The organism is Shewanella colwelliana (genome assembly GCF_001735525.1).
GTDB lineage: Bacteria > Pseudomonadota > Gammaproteobacteria > Enterobacterales > Shewanellaceae > Shewanella > Shewanella colwelliana.
The window spans coordinates 252,669-269,845 of sequence record NZ_MCBT01000043.1; the positions used below are offsets into that span (position 1 = coordinate 252,669).

At 46.5% G+C, this 17,177-nt stretch carries 16 protein-coding genes; 5 read left to right on the forward strand and 11 right to left on the reverse strand.

Annotation, left to right across the window (positions count from 1 at the left end):
* Positions 1–44 precede the first annotated feature (44 nt).
* Positions 45–1,526 carry a 4-hydroxy-3-polyprenylbenzoate decarboxylase gene (gene ubiD, locus BEL05_RS14220; protein ID WP_069671552.1) on the forward strand — a complete coding sequence of 494 codons (1,482 nt, stop codon included), beginning with the start codon at positions 45–47 and terminating at the stop codon, positions 1,524–1,526.
* A 141-nt stretch (positions 1,527–1,667) separates the two neighbouring features.
* Positions 1,668–2,366, forward strand: a complete 699-nt coding sequence (gene fre / locus BEL05_RS14225; protein ID WP_028762505.1) for an NAD(P)H-flavin reductase — start codon at positions 1,668–1,670, stop codon at positions 2,364–2,366.
* Between the two features lie 61 nt (positions 2,367–2,427).
* Here the strand turns inward: fre and BEL05_RS14230 are convergent, their stop codons facing one another.
* The 11 genes from BEL05_RS14230 to BEL05_RS14280 form a co-directional block, all read right to left on the reverse strand.
* The gene (locus BEL05_RS14230; RefSeq protein WP_028762504.1) at positions 2,428–3,711 is read right to left on the reverse strand and encodes a winged helix-turn-helix domain-containing protein; all 1,284 of its coding nucleotides are present in this window, start codon (positions 3,709–3,711) and stop codon (positions 2,428–2,430) included.
* Positions 3,712–3,904: 193 nt separating this feature from the next.
* Complete coding sequence (locus BEL05_RS14235; protein ID WP_069671553.1) at positions 3,905–4,753, reverse strand: ABC transporter permease; 849 nt, start codon at positions 4,751–4,753, stop codon at positions 3,905–3,907.
* The gene (locus BEL05_RS14240) at positions 4,740–5,705 is read right to left on the reverse strand and encodes an ABC transporter ATP-binding protein (RefSeq protein WP_069671554.1); all 966 of its coding nucleotides are present in this window, start codon (positions 5,703–5,705) and stop codon (positions 4,740–4,742) included. Before BEL05_RS14240 ends, BEL05_RS14235 begins: the two co-directional genes overlap by 14 nt.
* Positions 5,702–7,078 (reverse strand): nitrous oxide reductase family maturation protein NosD, encoded by a 1,377-nt coding sequence (gene nosD / locus BEL05_RS14245; protein ID WP_083250357.1) that lies wholly within the window; start codon positions 7,076–7,078, stop codon positions 5,702–5,704. The genes BEL05_RS14240 and nosD overlap by 4 nt, the downstream gene beginning before the upstream one ends.
* Positions 7,079–7,084: 6 nt before the next feature.
* Positions 7,085–7,573 carry a nitrous oxide reductase accessory protein NosL gene (locus BEL05_RS14250; protein WP_028762502.1) on the reverse strand — a complete coding sequence of 163 codons (489 nt, stop codon included), beginning with the start codon at positions 7,571–7,573 and terminating at the stop codon, positions 7,085–7,087.
* A 63-nt stretch (positions 7,574–7,636) separates the two neighbouring features.
* The gene (gene nrfD / locus BEL05_RS14255; RefSeq protein WP_028762501.1) at positions 7,637–8,584 is read right to left on the reverse strand and encodes an NrfD/PsrC family molybdoenzyme membrane anchor subunit; all 948 of its coding nucleotides are present in this window, start codon (positions 8,582–8,584) and stop codon (positions 7,637–7,639) included.
* A 3-nt stretch (positions 8,585–8,587) separates the two neighbouring features.
* Entirely contained in the window at positions 8,588–9,295 is a 708-nt protein-coding gene (locus BEL05_RS14260; protein ID WP_028762500.1) for a 4Fe-4S dicluster domain-containing protein, read from the reverse strand.
* Positions 9,296–9,358: 63 nt separating this feature from the next.
* On the reverse strand, positions 9,359–10,060 hold the full coding sequence (locus tag BEL05_RS14265) for a tetratricopeptide repeat protein (RefSeq protein ID WP_028762499.1): 702 nt from the start codon (positions 10,058–10,060) through the stop codon (positions 9,359–9,361).
* Positions 10,061–10,088: 28 nt separating this feature from the next.
* Positions 10,089–10,874, reverse strand: a complete 786-nt coding sequence (locus BEL05_RS14270) for an FKBP-type peptidyl-prolyl cis-trans isomerase (RefSeq protein ID WP_028762498.1) — start codon at positions 10,872–10,874, stop codon at positions 10,089–10,091.
* Between the two features lie 57 nt (positions 10,875–10,931).
* On the reverse strand, positions 10,932–11,357 hold the full coding sequence (locus BEL05_RS14275; protein WP_069671555.1) for a rhodanese-like domain-containing protein: 426 nt from the start codon (positions 11,355–11,357) through the stop codon (positions 10,932–10,934).
* A gap of 71 nt (positions 11,358–11,428) precedes the next feature.
* Complete coding sequence (locus BEL05_RS14280) at positions 11,429–13,468, reverse strand: cytochrome c3 family protein (RefSeq protein WP_028762496.1); 2,040 nt, start codon at positions 13,466–13,468, stop codon at positions 11,429–11,431.
* Between the two features lie 494 nt (positions 13,469–13,962).
* Between BEL05_RS14280 and BEL05_RS14285 the strand changes: the two genes are divergently transcribed.
* Genes BEL05_RS14285 through BEL05_RS14295 form a run of 3 tightly spaced genes read left to right on the forward strand, consistent with a single transcriptional unit; the run spans position 13,963 to position 16,965 of the window.
* Positions 13,963–15,939, forward strand: a complete 1,977-nt coding sequence (locus BEL05_RS14285) for a heme lyase CcmF/NrfE family subunit (protein ID WP_069671556.1) — start codon at positions 13,963–13,965, stop codon at positions 15,937–15,939.
* Positions 15,936–16,379: a cytochrome c-type biogenesis protein gene (locus BEL05_RS14290; protein WP_069671557.1), complete on the forward strand. Its 444-nt coding sequence runs from the start codon at positions 15,936–15,938 to the stop codon at positions 16,377–16,379. Before BEL05_RS14285 ends, BEL05_RS14290 begins: the two co-directional genes overlap by 4 nt.
* Positions 16,372–16,965, forward strand: coding sequence for a TlpA family protein disulfide reductase (locus BEL05_RS14295; RefSeq protein WP_028762493.1), 594 nt, complete (start codon positions 16,372–16,374; stop codon positions 16,963–16,965). The genes BEL05_RS14290 and BEL05_RS14295 overlap by 8 nt, the downstream gene beginning before the upstream one ends.
* Positions 16,966–17,177 lie beyond the last annotated feature (212 nt).

A 17,177-nucleotide genomic window follows, 5' to 3' on the forward strand; every position in this document is an offset into this window, starting at 1 on the left:
TAGTGCGCGCCATATCACATTTTTCTCAGCACGAGTATTTCCATATGAGTTTTAAGGATTTACGCAGTTTCATTGATCACCTTGAAAGCAATGGTGAACTTAAACGTATTAGCTATGCTGTCGATCCACATTTAGAGATGACAGAGATCGCCGACCGTGTCTTGCGTGCCAAGGGCCCTGCATTACTGTTTGAAAATCCTGTTGGCAAAACCATGCCCGTGCTGGCCAACTTATTTGGCACACCTAAGCGTGTTGCCATGGCCCTAGGCAAAGAAGACCCACTGGCACTGCGCGATGTAGGCGAGCTATTGGCCTTTTTGAAAGAGCCAGAGCCTCCTCGTGGTTTTAAAGATGCGATTGCTAAAATCCCAATGTTTAAGCAAGCACTGAACATGCCACCTAAAACGGTACGCAATGCGCCTTGCCAAGAGGTGGTGTTAACAGGTGATGATGTCGATTTAACCCAACTGCCAATTCAACATTGCTGGCCTGGAGATGTCGCGCCACTGGTCACTTGGGGACTCACCATCACCAAGGGGCCACGTCAAAAACGACAAAATTTAGGTATCTATCGTCAGCAGCTGTTAGGCAAAGATAAGCTGATCATGCGCTGGCTTGACCATCGCGGTGGCGCACTCGACTTTAAAGATTTTAAAGAGAAACACCCAGGTGAGCGTTACCCTGTGGTTGTAGCCCTAGGCAGCGACCCCGTGACGATTTTAGGTGCTGTGACCCCCGTACCAGACTCTATGAGTGAGTACGCTTTTGCAGGGTTACTCCGTGGTGAGCGCACCGAAGTTTGTAAGGCGCTTAGCTGCGACCTTGAAGTCCCTGCCACCAGCGAAATTATCTTAGAAGGTTATATCGATCCAAATGAGATGGCAGAAGAGGGCCCTTATGGTGACCATACAGGTTATTACAATGAAACCGATGAGTTCCCTGTGTTTACCGTAACCCATATTACCCATCGCAAAGATGCCATCTACCACAGCACCTATACAGGCCGTCCACCCGATGAGCCAGCCATGCTAGGTGTGGCGCTCAATGAAGTATTTGTGCCGATATTACGTAAGCAATACCCAGAAATCATCGACTTTTATCTGCCGCCTGAAGGCTGCTCTTATCGCATGGCGGTGATCTCCATTCGTAAGCAATACCCAGGTCATGCTAAACGGGTCATGATGGGTGCTTGGTCGTTCTTGCGTCAGTTTATGTATACCAAGTTTATTGTTGTGGTCGATGAAGATGTTAATTGCCGTGATTGGAATGATGTCATTTGGGCAATTACCACCCGTATGGACCCTAAACGCGACACTGTGATGATAGACAACACTCCTATCGATTACCTTGATTTTGCCTCACCAGTAGCAGGCTTAGGTTCCAAAATGGGTATGGATGCTACCAATAAGTGGCCTGGTGAAACCGATCGCGAATGGGGCACCCCTATCGTGATGGACGAGGCCGTTAAACAAAAGGTCGACAAAATATGGGATGAGTTGGGTATCGATGATGCACCAACACTGTAATTAGGCGCTAATCAACTGAAATATTTAGCATAATTAACATATTGAATTTTTAGTAGCGCCAAGCGACATAATAACCGATATAATTAGTCAAGTATTAAGCGTAAAAGCAAGCCCCCAAAGAGGGGTCTAGAAGGAAAATTAATGAACACCATTCGCTGTAAAGTAGAACATGTTACTGCCTTTAATGATGCCGTTTACCAGGTAACATTAGCCCCTGAGACCGGCTTTGACTATAAAGCAGGTCAATATCTTTGCGTCGTAATGGGTGAAAAAGATAAACGTCCTTTCTCAATTGCTTCAGCACCTAATGCCGAAAAAATTGAGTTGCACATTGGCGCAGCGGTTAGCGAGAGCTACCCAATGCAAGTGGTCGAAAAGCTACAAAACAGTGAGTATATCGATATCGAAGCACCCGGTGGTGACGCCTACCTGCGCAGCGATAGCCGCAGGCCTCGTCTGTTAATCGCCGGAGGTACCGGTTTCTCTTACATTAAGAGTATTGTTGAGCAGCAAATTGCCCTGGGGCAAACAGTAGAAACAACCCTATATTGGGGCTGCCGTAATCAAGATGCGATGTATTATGAATCTATTGCCCGTCAATGGCATCAAGCTCATCCATGGCTCCATTTCGTCCCGGTTGTCGAAGAAGCAACCGCTGATTGGGAAGGTAAACAAGCCAACCTACTTACTCAGATAAAGCAAGATTTCGTGAGCCTTAACGGCTACGACATATACATTGCAGGCCGTTTCGATATGGTGGGTGCTGCACGAGAAGTGTTCCGCACTATTGGTGTAGAAGAGCAACATCTATATGGTGATGCCTTCGCCTTCATAAAATAACTCAATGCCAGCTTCATAAAAGCCCTAACCTCCAGCGGTTAGGGCTTTTTACTGTCTGCGGCTATAACGCAACTTTTTCATACTTTGTCCAAGTGATCAGGTTACCAAGTAACGGCACCACCCAAACAGCCGTCTCCTTATCTGTGTAGATACGGTAATAAAACAGCTCTTCATCACGAATATTATGCTTACGGATCTCTCGATAAAAATGCATCGCCGAGTCGCTAACAACATCCGGTTTTATCAAATCCTTTTGTTGCACTTTGACATGGAATACATCGACGTCAAGTTCACCAATCTGCTGCCGGTATTGCTCAAATATACCTCGTACCTGATACTTGATTGGCGTGGTCATACAGTCTTGATCGGTAATGCAGGCGCTAGAGTAAAACTTACCGCTTAACGGTTTTTCATACACCATAGAGATACTCATATCTGCCCGTACCAGCAATTCATTAGCCACGGGGAAGTAGATATCGCCATGATAATGATGCTCGACTAAGTCGGCACTGTCTGACGCAGTAGCAGGGATAAGTATTCGATTAAAACGAATTCTATTTTCCATCAACTCACTCAACGCCATAAATTGTTGCATGTCTAGCCCTGCCGGGGCGAGGTCCGTGGCGGTAAGATTAATAATGTGCTCACCAACACAATTGCCTGCAGCATCTGGTGGACAAGTGGCAACCGAATAGTGGTTGCCATCAGTCAGCGCAAAGCCATTGAATGCATCCATGCCGACGATCTTGTTTGTCTCAGGAGCAATATGCTTTTGCCACATAGAAGGATGTAAACTTTGCTCATCACGAGGATAGATAAGCGTCAACGGCCGCGTCGTGCCACCAATATTTAGGTCGATACTCTTATCCGCTTGCCAATGTCCCGTCTGCTTCATCACTTGATGATAGTCACTGCCATACCAAAGCGTTGCTATGATACCAAGCAACACTAAAATGCCGCCGATTTTGACCATCAATGACACATCAATCAATGCATCTTTTATTGATTCAGCATCATTAACCGCCAGCATGGTCACATGGGATTTTGCCGACACATGCAGCTGGTAACCGCGTCTGGCAATAGTCTTCAATTGAATTTCAGGGTAGGGTTCGAGCTTTCTACGCAGCGTACTGATGCACTGTGTTAGCGACGTTGCAGCCACCACGCGGTCTGGCCATCCAACCTGTAATAACAAGTCTTTATCGCAAATAGCGTCTGGCATGGTCAACAAATGTGCCAAAATCGCCGATTCTGAAAAGGTTAAATGAACCGTCTCACTACAGGTACGGTCGAAAAGCTGTTGCGCTTCATCATCGAACTCCAGATATGGAGTAACTTTAACCACCTTACACCTCTGTCATTTCTATATGCATACATTAGAAATATCTTGTTATTATCATTGAAGATTTTAGTTATTACCTGCACAACTTACTGTGATAACTTACTCAATTTGCTCCTCATCAAACAGAGAAAAGTCAGAGAGTGTGAGGCATAGCGCAGATTTGTTACACAAAAGATCTGCCTGCGGGATGGACTGACTAAATCGCTTTACGTGCAAAGGCACGTTGGGATAACCATGCCAGCAACACGACCCAAATCGATAACAACATATATAGCAGACCACTGCTCAAACTCGATTTAGTCAGCAAGGCCACACCGCCAAACTGTGTGCCCGTTGAAAAAAGGTTAATGGCACGGTAAATATCGGTAGGGTTAAGCAACATCATGGCATTAACGATTACTTGCGCCGTGCTCCCCAGATCGGCAACAAGCAGCGCCAGCAAAATCAGGTCATAAATTAACACTAAACTAAACCAGATCGACAACAGGCTGCCCACCGCTTTAGCCTTCTCACTCGACCTTACGCTAACCAGATAACTGATAAGAATAAAAGTGACGGCAAGCAAGCTACTGCTTAAAATAAATTGTCCGAACGCACTCAAGGTCTTCCCCCAAAGATAGCCATCACCAAAGCCTAATAAAATAGCGGCGCTAAGACCGAAACTGATGGTAATAGCAGTGACCATGATTGCACTATGGGCAACAAATTTACCCATGAAAATCTGTCGCTTAGTCAATGGGTAACTCAGCAACAGTAGCATGGTGCCCGCTTCCTCCTCCCCGACAAACGCATCATAGCTAAGTAAAATTGCCGCAAGGGGAATAATGAATACAGATACTGTCGACAAGCTAGTGATCACACTGGCTAGCGCAGGAAACGATAACGTGCCTGATACTGCGCTCCCTGCAAAGGTGACACTGAGCGCTAATAACATAAAAATGGCAAAGATAACCGTAACCCAGCGATTACGTAAACTGTCTTTGATCTCTTTAGCGGCAATAATCATTACAGGGCCACGCCATACTGTAAGCTCACGGGGTAACATTGTTCAGACTCCAATTGGATGAATATGAGATCGATGATGTGAAACTGAGGCCTTGTTCATTACAAGACTGCATCTGTGTCATTTTTTCGTTATAAATGTCTGCCAAACATGGATTTTTTATATCAAAGTCAAAAATTCCACATTCGCGAGTAAGGTATTGAATGAGCCATGCTCGCTGGCTGATAGAGCAGCGTAAATCGCCTTGATGATAAAACTCAGCTAAAGGAGCATGCTTGGACACCACGCTCTCTATGGCGTTAAATGTTATCTGAACACCTAGCTCGCTCTGCGCTAGCAACTGCGCGAGTGAGCCAAAGGCTAAGCACCTGCCACGACCTAGCATCATGGCAACATCCAAATGGGGCTCCACTAGATTCAGCTCGTGGGTGCAGATAATGACCGCACATCCTTGATCCCGTAATTGATTTACCTTGCTATAGAGAAACTGCGATGCCTGCGGGTCTAAACCAACGGTCGGCTCGTCGAGCAGTAGCAGTTTGGGTTGGGCAATAATGGCTTGGGCAAAACCCAATCGCTGCTTCATCCCTTTCGAGTAACTTTTTACGGGCTTATGCTGCGCATAACCTAGGCCGAACTCCTCAATCAATTGGCTCACTCGTGTTGAACGCTCGCCTTTGAGTGCCGCAAAATAACTGAGCACTTCATGACCAGTGAGCTTATCGTAAAAATTAATATTTTCTGGCAAGTAGCCAATTGAGGTGGGTCGTTCACCGCACTGTAACCTTTGCCCAAGCACCTCAACCTGGCCTTGCGCTGGAGAGATCAAGCCCAAGATCATCTTCATCAGGGTCGACTTACCCGCTCCATTATGGCCTAGCAAGGCGAGTGTTGTGCCTCGTGCTAATACCAGCTCTACATCATGTAACACTCGCTGCTCGGCAAAATGATGGCTCACCCCAGCTAGTCGCACCGCCAGCTCTAGTTCGCTCATTGTGAAGCCTCCAAAAATGATTGACGATTCATCAACGGATAACTGTCCATCACCCCTGTTAAATTATTGAGTTGTAAGCGACTATCCACCCACTTAAGTAACTTCACCACCGGGCTTTCCATTAAGAAACTCGCCTCGGGATAGAGCCAAAATAATCGGTCTAAGCGGTCATTAGGAAGGTGAATACTGTCTCCGACTGCATCACCATTAAGATCCCAGCCGCGATAGTCACTCCAGAAATTACCATGCTGATGCAGGCTCCACTCTACCTGCTGCTCACCGACATAACGCACTTGAGTGCTGTTATCGATAAATTGGTTTTGATAAACCTGATTACCTTCACCACCCAACGCCATCGCGATACCTATGTCATTAGCGGCAATGTAGTTGCCATAGATTTGATTATCGCGAGCCCCATAGATGAAAAGCCCCTTACCTTGGGCAAAGAGATCGCCAAGTGGTGCATCGGGCGCACTGACCAACTCAATTTGATTACCATGAATTCGTGCATTGTTGGTCATGTTGAGCAGCACTCCAAACTCACGCGCTTGTGATACTCGGTTATACCCTAAGTTTATTGCCTCGGCATTCATCAGCGCGTACCCCCCGTCAAGGTGAGAAGCACGATTATCCATCGCCTCATCGTCTTGGGTATACATGTAGTGAATACCATATTGCTGCTCGGTAAAGGTATTGCCGTAGACTTGGCTGCCGCTGCCCGACTCTAAATAAACCCCATCACGCACATGATGAATCTGGTTATCGCTGATCAGCGGCTTATCGACTCGCAATAGATGGATACCATCCCCCCTATCAAGCTTACTGAGCCGCGCATCGCCACGGATATAATTATCCCGCACCAGCAGATCTTTTAGCTGATAGGCATAGATACCAAAACCAGGTCCCGTTAAGTGATTATTGAGTAAGCGCACGCTGTCGCTGGCCTCACTTAAGAGAAACGCCGCGTCTTTCTGATACAGGTCTGGGCCCCAATTACGCACAGTTAAACCACTCACCACGACACCCGCAGCCATAATCTTAACGGCTGTACCCTGCCCTTGTGCATCGATCACTGCGCCAGGTTGCGCAGCTAAATGCAGCCGTTTATCTATAACAAAATGCCCAGAGTAGAGCCCGGCTTGTAGCTCAATGGTGCTACCAGCTTCTGCCTGAGCCAACTGCAAAGTCAACTCACTAGCACTGCTCACACTATGGTAAGTGCCATGAAAGTCGTTGCCGATTGAATTGAGACTGCCACGACTAACATCCTGACTTAAGGTTTGGTCGTCGCCATAGGCCTGCAAGCCTGGCCAGCAAAGCAGTAATAACACCACCAAAAGAGGTAAGCTGCTTGACCATGACATCGGCTTCATCGCACTTTACTCGCCAGACAACAGCGGCAAAGTGATTTGATCATAGTCGAGTACCGCCCCACCAAACTCCTTGGCAAAAGCCTCAGCGTCACTGCGGGTTGAGAAGGGGGCCACAGCACTGCCCATTACCGCTTTACGGCTGGTACCATAGACATACCAAGCTTTGGTGGCATCGATAAAGTGCACATCTTCAGGGTGTTCCCAATCTGTCTTACCCATGTCATGAACATAGAGGTGTTTCACCTGACGCTGGTTTTCTGGCTGAAGCGCAAACATAAACATGTCGCGAGTTGAACAAAAACTTGGGCTAATGCTATTGCTGTTGAGCGCAATAACCCCCTTAGGTCCGGGATATTTTTTGACCATCATGCCACACATATGGCAGCGATCATGATCGCCAATGGTAACGGCTTGAATCTCATTCACCTCAGGCTCTGCTGCACCGCAGCCTGACATCAAAAATACAACAGAAAGTATTAAAACTAAGGTTCTCATTAAAGCTCCAAATGTCGCAGTATCCCCTCTCAATCACATATTAAAGAGAGGGGATAAGAGTGATTAAATCGCGAAGTTTTGCCCTGCATAGAGGATAAACATACGCAAACACATCATGCCGCTCACGGCACAAAGACCTGACAAGTAAAATGCCTTTGCCGAATGGCTAAATTGTTTACCCGTAGCGAAGTTGAGCAGCAGTGGCCCACCAAAACCCAGACCAACAACGCCCAGCCAAAACACCATAGACCAAGTGCCAGAATGAAAGGCTTCAAAGGCGCTTTGCGCCCCCGCATTACCTGTCATCAATGACATAATGATCATGAACAGGAATAGCGCCTCAGCGAGCATAATTGGCCACTCTGCACCATGTAAGATCTTCATATCTTGGCTGTGTAGATCTTCCTTAAACATGCCAACTGCAAGCATCTTGGCTGCCGCAGCCCCCGCCGACAATCCTGATGCCACAAACAAAGCTGGCAATACCGATGTATTGATGATCGGAAAGCGGATCAATGCAGAGATGAGAAAGCCGGTATAGGCACACACCGACAGCGCCAATACCAGCACTAACATCTCGCTTGGACGACGGACACCACGCAGCTTGTCGATAATCGGCAGCAGTGGATGTAACAGAGGTATTCGCTTAATCTCATCTTCCAATGCAAATAGTGCAATTAACGCCACCAGAGGAATGTAAGCCGACAGTGCTATTACCCCAACCGACATCACTGAGTTAAGGTTGTAGTAAACCAATATTCGCCAGAAAAATAGCGGGTTGGTTAAATCCAGCACCAAGCACAACATCCCTAGTGCAATAGTGATAAATGAGACCAATGCCGAAGCTTTAAGAAATGGCGTATTAACCGTCTGTTTTTTGTAAAAACGGATAAACAGTGCCACCGACAACGCGCCACCAGAGATCCCAGCAAAAAATAGATAAACGGCAATCGGCCAAGGCCATGCGATGCCATCCGACAGGCCCATGGAGAATTCAAGTGTTCCATCCATCTCTTATACCCCCAACTTCACTACAGGAATGTAGCGTAAACTTGGCTCGGTGCCGAAATGAGCCTTTATGCGAACGGCGTCTTTAACCGCCAGCAGACGGCTCACGTAGGAATTGGGATCATTCAGATCACCAAAGATCAGCGCATCATAACGACACTGCTGGACACAGGCTGGTAGTTCGCCTTTTGCCAATTTACTGTGCAGGCAAAAGTCGCAATTGTCGGCAACGTCTGTTTCCTTATTGATATAGCGTGCATCATAAGGACAAGCTGCTATGCAGTATTTACACCCTGCGCACTTGCTAGCATCCATGGTCACAATACCTGTCTCTGGGTCGCGGTGAGCCGCCCCCGTTGGACAAACCGTGACACATGGTGCGTTCTGACACTGCTGACAAGAAACACGCACATACTTACGCTGACAATCACAACTGCTCTTGCCACAATGCGGACAAACCTGCCCCTCAACGCCACCCGATTGCTGCTCAAGTAGCATACGAGACTTACCTTCGGGTAGGTTATTGGCCTTATTACAGGCCTCTTTACATTCACCACAACCCACACATTTATTTTGATCAAACACCATCCCATAGCGCGGTTTATTGCTATCGGTGGTCTCCTCTTTGACCGAAGTGCACCCTAAGGGCGCTAGTATCAAAGAGCCGGCTCCCAAACATTTAAGGAACCTCCGTCTCTCTATATTTTCACTCACAGCATCCTCCATCTGTCAGCACAGGGCTGACCTATTTAAGCTTTTCGATTTTTGGTGACTCTTTTACTCAGATGCAGTCACGGTACGGTTAGCTTGGCTCTGCTCAGCTTTTAAAATCGCACGGTTTATTGATGCTCGGTTTACGTTTGGGTTGTTGCTATCCAACAACTGCTGCCAATAAGCGATTGCTTGCTGAAATTCCTTATTCAGATAAGCATGGGTCGCCATTAACAACAGAGATTGAATTTCATTTGGGTCGATCGCAAGGGCTTGAGATAGGATGATTGACACCTCTAAGCTCATGTCTCGACCATCACGGTAATAGAGTGCATTAGCCTTCATGCCAAGCACTTCAGCGTCGGACTCTATCGCCAATAATTTATCTAAGGTTTCAACCGATTGGGCATATAAGCCCCCTTCGGCGTAGGCATGCGCAAGCTTAAGCAGCGCTATCTTGTCATGGGGTGTTTCGCTGACTGCCTTGGCATTTTTGTTAATATCGGCGGCGATAAGGTAGTCGATGTTTTCATCGACATAACCTTTATCCCAATCGGCGAAACGACCAATTTGAACATAAACAGTAAGGGTTACCAGCAGCAGAGTAAGCGTTATCATCGTTGGTATTAACCACATCAACTTAGCAGGGGTCAGTGATGGTGTTGCAACACTAGTGTCATTGGGGTTTACGGCACGGAGATGAAGTAACCATAAAGGAGCGATGAAACTCAATAGGATGACGACTATGGCAATGACAAGACTATTCATAACAATACTCTACTGCTGGTGACCAAACTTAGTGACCCATTCCCATCATGCCGCCCATCCCCATACCGCTCAGTCCCATACCATGAGAATTAGCGCCAGGCTCTTCAACTTTAAGCAGCTCTACATCAAAAATAAGGGTGGAACTTGGCGGAATAATGCCAACCTGCTCTTTGCCGTAAGCCAGTTCAGCAGGGATAGTTAAGCGAAACTTTGACCCTTCAGGCATCAGTGCGATCCCCTCTTTCCAACCGTCAATCACCGACATAAGGGCGAAACGGTTAGGTTCATTTCGCTCATAAGAGTCATCAAACACAGTGCCGTCGACGAGTTGACCTTTGTAATGAACCGTAACCACGTTGGATTCAAGCGGCTTGACCCCTTCTCCCAGCTCAAGCACCTCATATTGCAATCCCGTGCTGGTTACCGTTACCGCCGAATTGGTTTTATTGTTTGCCAAGTAAGCAGCACCTTCAGCTAGGTTCTTAACCGAGATCGCCTCAATTCGCGCATCTTTGGCTGCATTAAGCAGCTCTACACGTGCATTCAGGTGAGTTAAAATCTCTTCGTCAGACATCTTGCCTTTGCCTTTTAGTGCATCGATAACGCCCTCAACCACAATATCCACGTTGACCTCGGCGCCTAGCTCAACCTGGCTGTAAATTTTTCCAGAAATGTAGTGACCCACAGATGCGCCCAAGGCATAGGATGCATCATCCACTTGTTGACGTGTTTCACTGGCTGATACCACAAAAGATAGGCCACATAACACCGCGAAAGTTGTTGTCGACAATGCTGTTTTAGCGAACATTTTCATAAAGTTTCTCTCTAAATTTAATTGCTCAAATGACAGATAAATCACTCAATATTGTTATTATGGTTTTTCTGTGGGTCGGCCCGATAATCGCCAACCATAGATACCGTCGTGCATCTGCATGACATTGGTGTATCCCAGTTTCATCACCTCATGGGCGGCAATTTCACTGGCATTACAAAGCCGATTAGCACAATAGAACACCATGACGGTGTCTTTGGCCTCGGGAAGTAGCTCTTTCCAGTTACTGACGTTGAAAAAAATTGCACCGGGTATAAAGCCCTCCGCCCATAGTTCTAGGGTATTCACATCAAAAAAAAGCACTCCGGGCTGCGCTAACAACGCCTCGCCTTGGGTTAGGCTGATGGTTTGTAGCGTATGCTCATACTGGTGGGCAGGTGCCATTTCAGAGCCGCCACCAGCTTGGCAAGTGAAGCTAGTGATGCCCAACATGCCAGCCAAGGTTATTGCAGCAAGTTGTTTCATTGGATTTCTCCTGAATACCCCGACACCTTTATTCGTTACACAAAAGTGCCGAGGTAGATTGGTTACGCCACTTAGTTCGCTTTAGCTGTATAGCCGCTACCATCTAAGATTTTTTGCGCCTGCGTGACATAAGTCAGTGCGGCATCAAGACGTTTCTGGCTGTAACGGAAGCCATGAACCCCCCAAGAACCATCAGCCTTGATCAGATCCACCGTTTCCTGTGCCTTCTCGGCAAGCATCAGTACTTGAGTCTTGTCTTCAGTAGATAGCTTAGTGACTTCCAATAGCTGGTCGATACGCTCTAGTGCTTGCTCAACTTCAGTAAACACCTGTTTGATCGGCTTTTGCCACTTCATCACTTCACCGTAGATCTCCATCTGATCCTTGTAGTGAAGACCGGTTTCTAGCTCGGATTGGAACTGGCTATGACAACCTTTATTGTCAACCACATCGTGATCCGAGATGGCGGTACGGGCACAAGACCACATTAAATCAAGGTAAGTGCGACCCTCTTCGTTCTTAGCAACCGTCCAACCTTTACCCGCCTTAGGCCCTTGTGTACGCGGCTCACCTTCTGGTGGGTTAAGGGTTTTACGGGTCGGATCAACATCAATTTTCCACATGTGCGACTTACGCACAGCGTCGAAACCGGCTTGATCAGGGAACTGCATCGCCTTGAAGTTTTCACAGCTACCCATGTTAGGCATGTGACAGCTTTGGCAAGTTTGGTTGCTATGAGTATCGGTATTACTCGCAATCAAGGTTTGCGCTTCATGACAGTCAGTACACTGTTTCTTCAGCTTTGGCTTAGTAAACTCTGTCATCCATGAACCATCAGTCACCTCATGAGGATCATGACAAGTGGTACAACGCATCCCTTTTTCATAGTGCGCAGAGCCATACATTTGCGAGCCCTCGGTACCACAAGATGGGCATAACGACTTCATCTTCACACCAAAGGCAAGCTCAGGTTTCTCTTTCGCTGCATCGGTTTCAGCCATAACAGGATCGTATTGGAAACGTTGGTGACAACGTTCGCAATTTGACTGCATGCCACCTGTACCGCCATCTAAATGGCCACCAGCGCCATGACACTCTTCACACGCGATACCACGGCTGATGGTGTGCTCTTGCAGTTTCTTGGGATCACCTAGCGCATCAAAAAACTCTTGCTTGTTCTTAAAATCAAACTTGAATGTATGGCACACTTCACAGTAAGAGCTGGCAGGTTGGAACAACATCTCTTTACGATACTTAGCACCATAAGAACTCATTCCGCGTTGGTGAGAACCAGACGCGCCAAAGTCTTCTAACGTCAGTGGAAACTCAGGAATAACGGCATTAATTTTTTTCGATACTTCAGGGGTTAACCATTCGGCCCAACCACGGGAGAACTGGTTTGCACCTGCGACCATTTTACCAGTGCCATCTTTGAGCAAACCACCTTCAATGTGGTAGCTGCCGCGCACTAACCACGCATCGATAAAGCCATACTTGGTACGGGGTGTCCCCACCGTTGCATAGATAGCATCAGGGGTAATACCATCTGGTAAAATAGAGGTACCTTCAGTGCTATACATGGTTTTTTCTAGGTCGTTATCGACCTCTGGATGTTCGCCAGGGAAGCGAATCGTTTTTGCATGACGTGAGCGTTTCCACTTCTCATATTGCGTCGCATGACACTCAGCACACTTTTCTGGTCCAACAAAATTATTGGGGTAATCAAGAATAGATTTAGCACCTAAACGATACTGAACCGCTCTTGGAGCGCCAGCATTTTTACTGTACTCGGGGCTATGGCCAGTATCTAAATACTCTTCACCACGGTCACTGATGTGGTAATCACCCACTAAGTTTCCCGCTTCTTGATACTTAAACATTGGATGGTTTTCGAATAAGAAATCGAATAACTCAGCCTCTTGAACAATATAATCTTGCAGTGTTTTTACACCACTAACTTTTTCTGTTCCTTGGTAGTTGGCTATCGCTTCTTTAGCGGTTTTGCCCATTTCTGGTACGCTGTTATATTTACCACCAGCAGCGTTAACATTAGCAATGGCACCGAAACAAAATAGCACGCTTAGAGCTACCTTGTGTTTCCATCGTCTCATCATTCACTCCTAAATATTATTTTGGTTTTATATTTATTGACCAATGAATAACTGCTCATCCATTACGCAGCCACCTATTGGATTTAGTAAACCTAATCGTTAACCGAACGACTGATACAACTGAGCAAGTTCAGTATTCTCCATATAAAACCAAGCAAAAACATGACCTAGCGCACACCACTAAAGGGATTAGATCTCAACAAAGGTAAAAATTAAAAGCGCCAATAATTACATGAACTTACAAACTTACAGGTTTAAGTTTTAATAATTAAATTGGCATTTTTTAGATCTAAAAAAAGCTAATGGAATGGTTTTACTTTTTAAAAATTGACAAAGAAAACTATCGATATTTTTTACCTGATGTCGCTCACAGAATAGCGCTGACCAATAGCTTACTGTCACGTAACAAGACAGATACTCAGGTGCTAACTTGACTGAAAAGGTCATCATAATATTCGAGTGTTAAAGTAGACATAATATTAGGTAATGAAACCATGGCTGCAGAGATTGGATTAATACTACTTATTATTGCCAGCGTAATATCTCTATTACTTGCAATAACACCTTTTATTGCCGTTAGAAAAAATAGCAGTTATTTAAAAAGTTACACTTCGTTATTTGTTCACCTTAATACCACTGCATTATTGGCGGCGATAATTACTCTTGGTGTGTTATTTGTTGGTAATGATTTCTCTGTCGCATACGTGGCCAACAACTCCAACACCCAACTAGCGACACTCTACAAAATCGCCGCAGTGTGGGGTGGCCATGAAGGCTCAATGTTGTTTTGGATTGTCGCTATCGCTATTTGGAATAGCTGCATCACATTAAACACCTGCAAGAGTGACAATTTTCATCAATACCTCTGCGCCATACTCGCCATGCTGATATTGGGGTTTTTACTGTTTTTGCTGTTTACCTCTAACCCTTTTGCGCGTTTGCTACCAGAAATCCCTATTGAAGGGCGCGACCTCAATCCTATATTGCAGGACATTGGTTTGATTCTGCATCCTCCAGCGCTATTCATCGGCTATGTTGGTCTAAGCGTCTGTTTTGCTGGAGCAATGGCTGCTTTGCTCGATAGTCGAGACAAAATACAACAACACTGCAAGCAGTTAAGACCCTGGGCGATTATCGCTTGGATCGCACTGACAGGTGGTAATGCCTTCGGCTCATGGTGGGCGTATAACGAATTAGGCTGGGGCGGGTGGTGGTTTTGGGATCCTGTTGAGAACGCCTCATTTATTCCCTGGCTCGTTGCAACCGCTATGGTGCATGCGTTAATTTTGAGCGAGAAACGCAACGCTTTTCATGCATCCAGCCTATTTATCTGTCTGCTGGGCTTTGCACTCTGCCTTTTAGGAACATTTTTGGTGCGCTCAGGGGTGGTCCAGTCAGTGCATGCCTTTGCGGCTGACCCAACCCGTGGCACGTCGATTTTAATCCTGTTGATGGTATTTGTCGGTTGTGGTTTGGCGCTATTTGCTTATCGAGCACCCGGATTAATAAGTTCCGCCAAGGTGACGCTAGGGGGTAAAACCGTCGTATTGCAGCTGGGCAATTTCTTACTATTAGCCACAGCGTTATCTATTTTACTCGGTACCTGCTATCCCTTACTTTATGAGGTGCTTACTGGCGCAACCATCTCTGTTGGTGCCCCTTACTTCAATAGTATCTTTATTCCGCTACTGTTACTTATTGTATTACTAATGGGTGCAGCTCCGCTGCTTAGCTGGCACACCAGTTCCCACAAGGCGATAAAAAAGTTGGCCATTTACGCCTTAGGAGTATTGGCTGTGGCTATTGTCACCACTATCGGACTTTATCAACAGCTAGACTTGTACCTTATTAGTGGGGTTTTCTGCATCATTTGGCTGCCGCTATGCCTAATAAAAAGTGTCACTGAGCGGCAAAAACGTCGCGCTAAGTCAGCGCATCATGATCAGACTCGCTTTGTTGGTATGTTTATCGCCCACATGGGCGTTGCCCTATCCATTTTCGGCGCCACGACTGTCTCCTATTTAGAACAGGAGGAGCTGCTGCGAATGGGACCAGGCCAAGGCAAAACCTTAGCGGGTTATACCTTTATTTATGAAGCAACCGAAACGGTTGAATATCCAAGCTATAGCGCACTGCAGGCAAAAATAGCGGTTAAAGACAGTCGAGATAGACTGATCACCTACATTTACCCTCAACGCCAAACTTTCAACACTAACGCCATGGAGATCTCTGCAGCTGGGATCCATCGCAGCCTATTTGGCGATATCTATATCTCTATGGGAACCCAGCTCAGTGAACAGGAGTATCTGGTTCGCATTAGCGACAAACCTATGGTGAGCTGGATCTGGATTGGCGCACTACTCATGATGTTTGCGGGATTGATGGTGTTATGGCAACGCAGGTTAGTTGTTCACTCAGGCAAGTATTGGCAGCCGTACTCATTTATCAGTGCAACGGGAGGCCAATCATGAAGATAATAACATTACGCCTTGCGCTGCTCTTGCTTAGCGCCACACTGATTTCAACGTCAATTTGGGCGGCAGAGTCCTCTGTCATGCATTACACCCAGACAGAGATTAAAACCATAGGCTTATCGATAGCTAAAACGTTACGCTGCCCTATGTCGACCAATCAAAATTTACTCGACTCCCAAGCCCCCATCGCTAACGAACTAAAAGCTGAGATATTTCTTCAGCTTGAACAGGGACGCAGCGAAGCACAGATCATCGACTTTATGGTGCAACGTTACGGTGAAAAGATACGTTATATGCCCAACTTAGCGCCCGGCACAATGGTGCTATTCTTGTTTCCTTTATTCTTAGTCGCGTTGATTGCTGCGTGGGCTTTATGGCTCCGGCGCAGCAACACGCAAACCCAACAACCGCTTTCATTGGATACACATCATGATTAAACCTTTTGCAAGGCTCTTTGGCCTATCACTGTTACTTTTAAGTGCGCAAAGCTTCGCCTCAATGCCAAATGAGAAGGTCTACGCCACAGGCGATAGCCTGGCCAAGCCAATGATCATGTCTAGGTTTGTAGAGATGAGTTACGCCCGCAAAGTCACCGAGGTCCCCTTTCAAAACCTCCAAGGCGATACAGTAAAACTTAGTGACTACAGAGGAAAGTTAGTACTCATTAACTTGTGGGCCACTTGGTGCGCGCCCTGTATTAAAGAGATCCCTATGATGGATAAGATACGTCGTGACAACCAAGACAAAAACCTGGTGGTGCTGCCGCTGTCTATCGATGCAGAGTATGACAAAGTCGCCGCATTTTTAGCGCGTCATCAACAGCCAAATTATCCAACGCTTATCGACCCACAACAACAGGTGGAGAAGATGCTACCTGCCGATGTGGTACCTGCCACATACGTATTTGACGGCGAGGGCAACTTGGTCGGCTTTCTTCGCGGCTACTTAGATTGGGGCGACATAGCGATCCAAGCCTACCTAGAAGGACTCACTCAAAAATACGCGACACCACAGCATCTTTAATAACAAATTTAAGCAATACCCTGCAAACCCGTCCTCATTAGCCAAGGCTAGCGATGACCATTACCCTTTTTATTGCTCCCGTCCGGCAGCGCGCCACCTCTTTAGCCGGACGGACTTTTTCAATAATGCGTTAACTATTTAACGGTACCCCTGCCGACGACACACTGAGTGAAGGCTGACGGAATAGTTGGTGAAGCTTGGTGAAAGCTGTT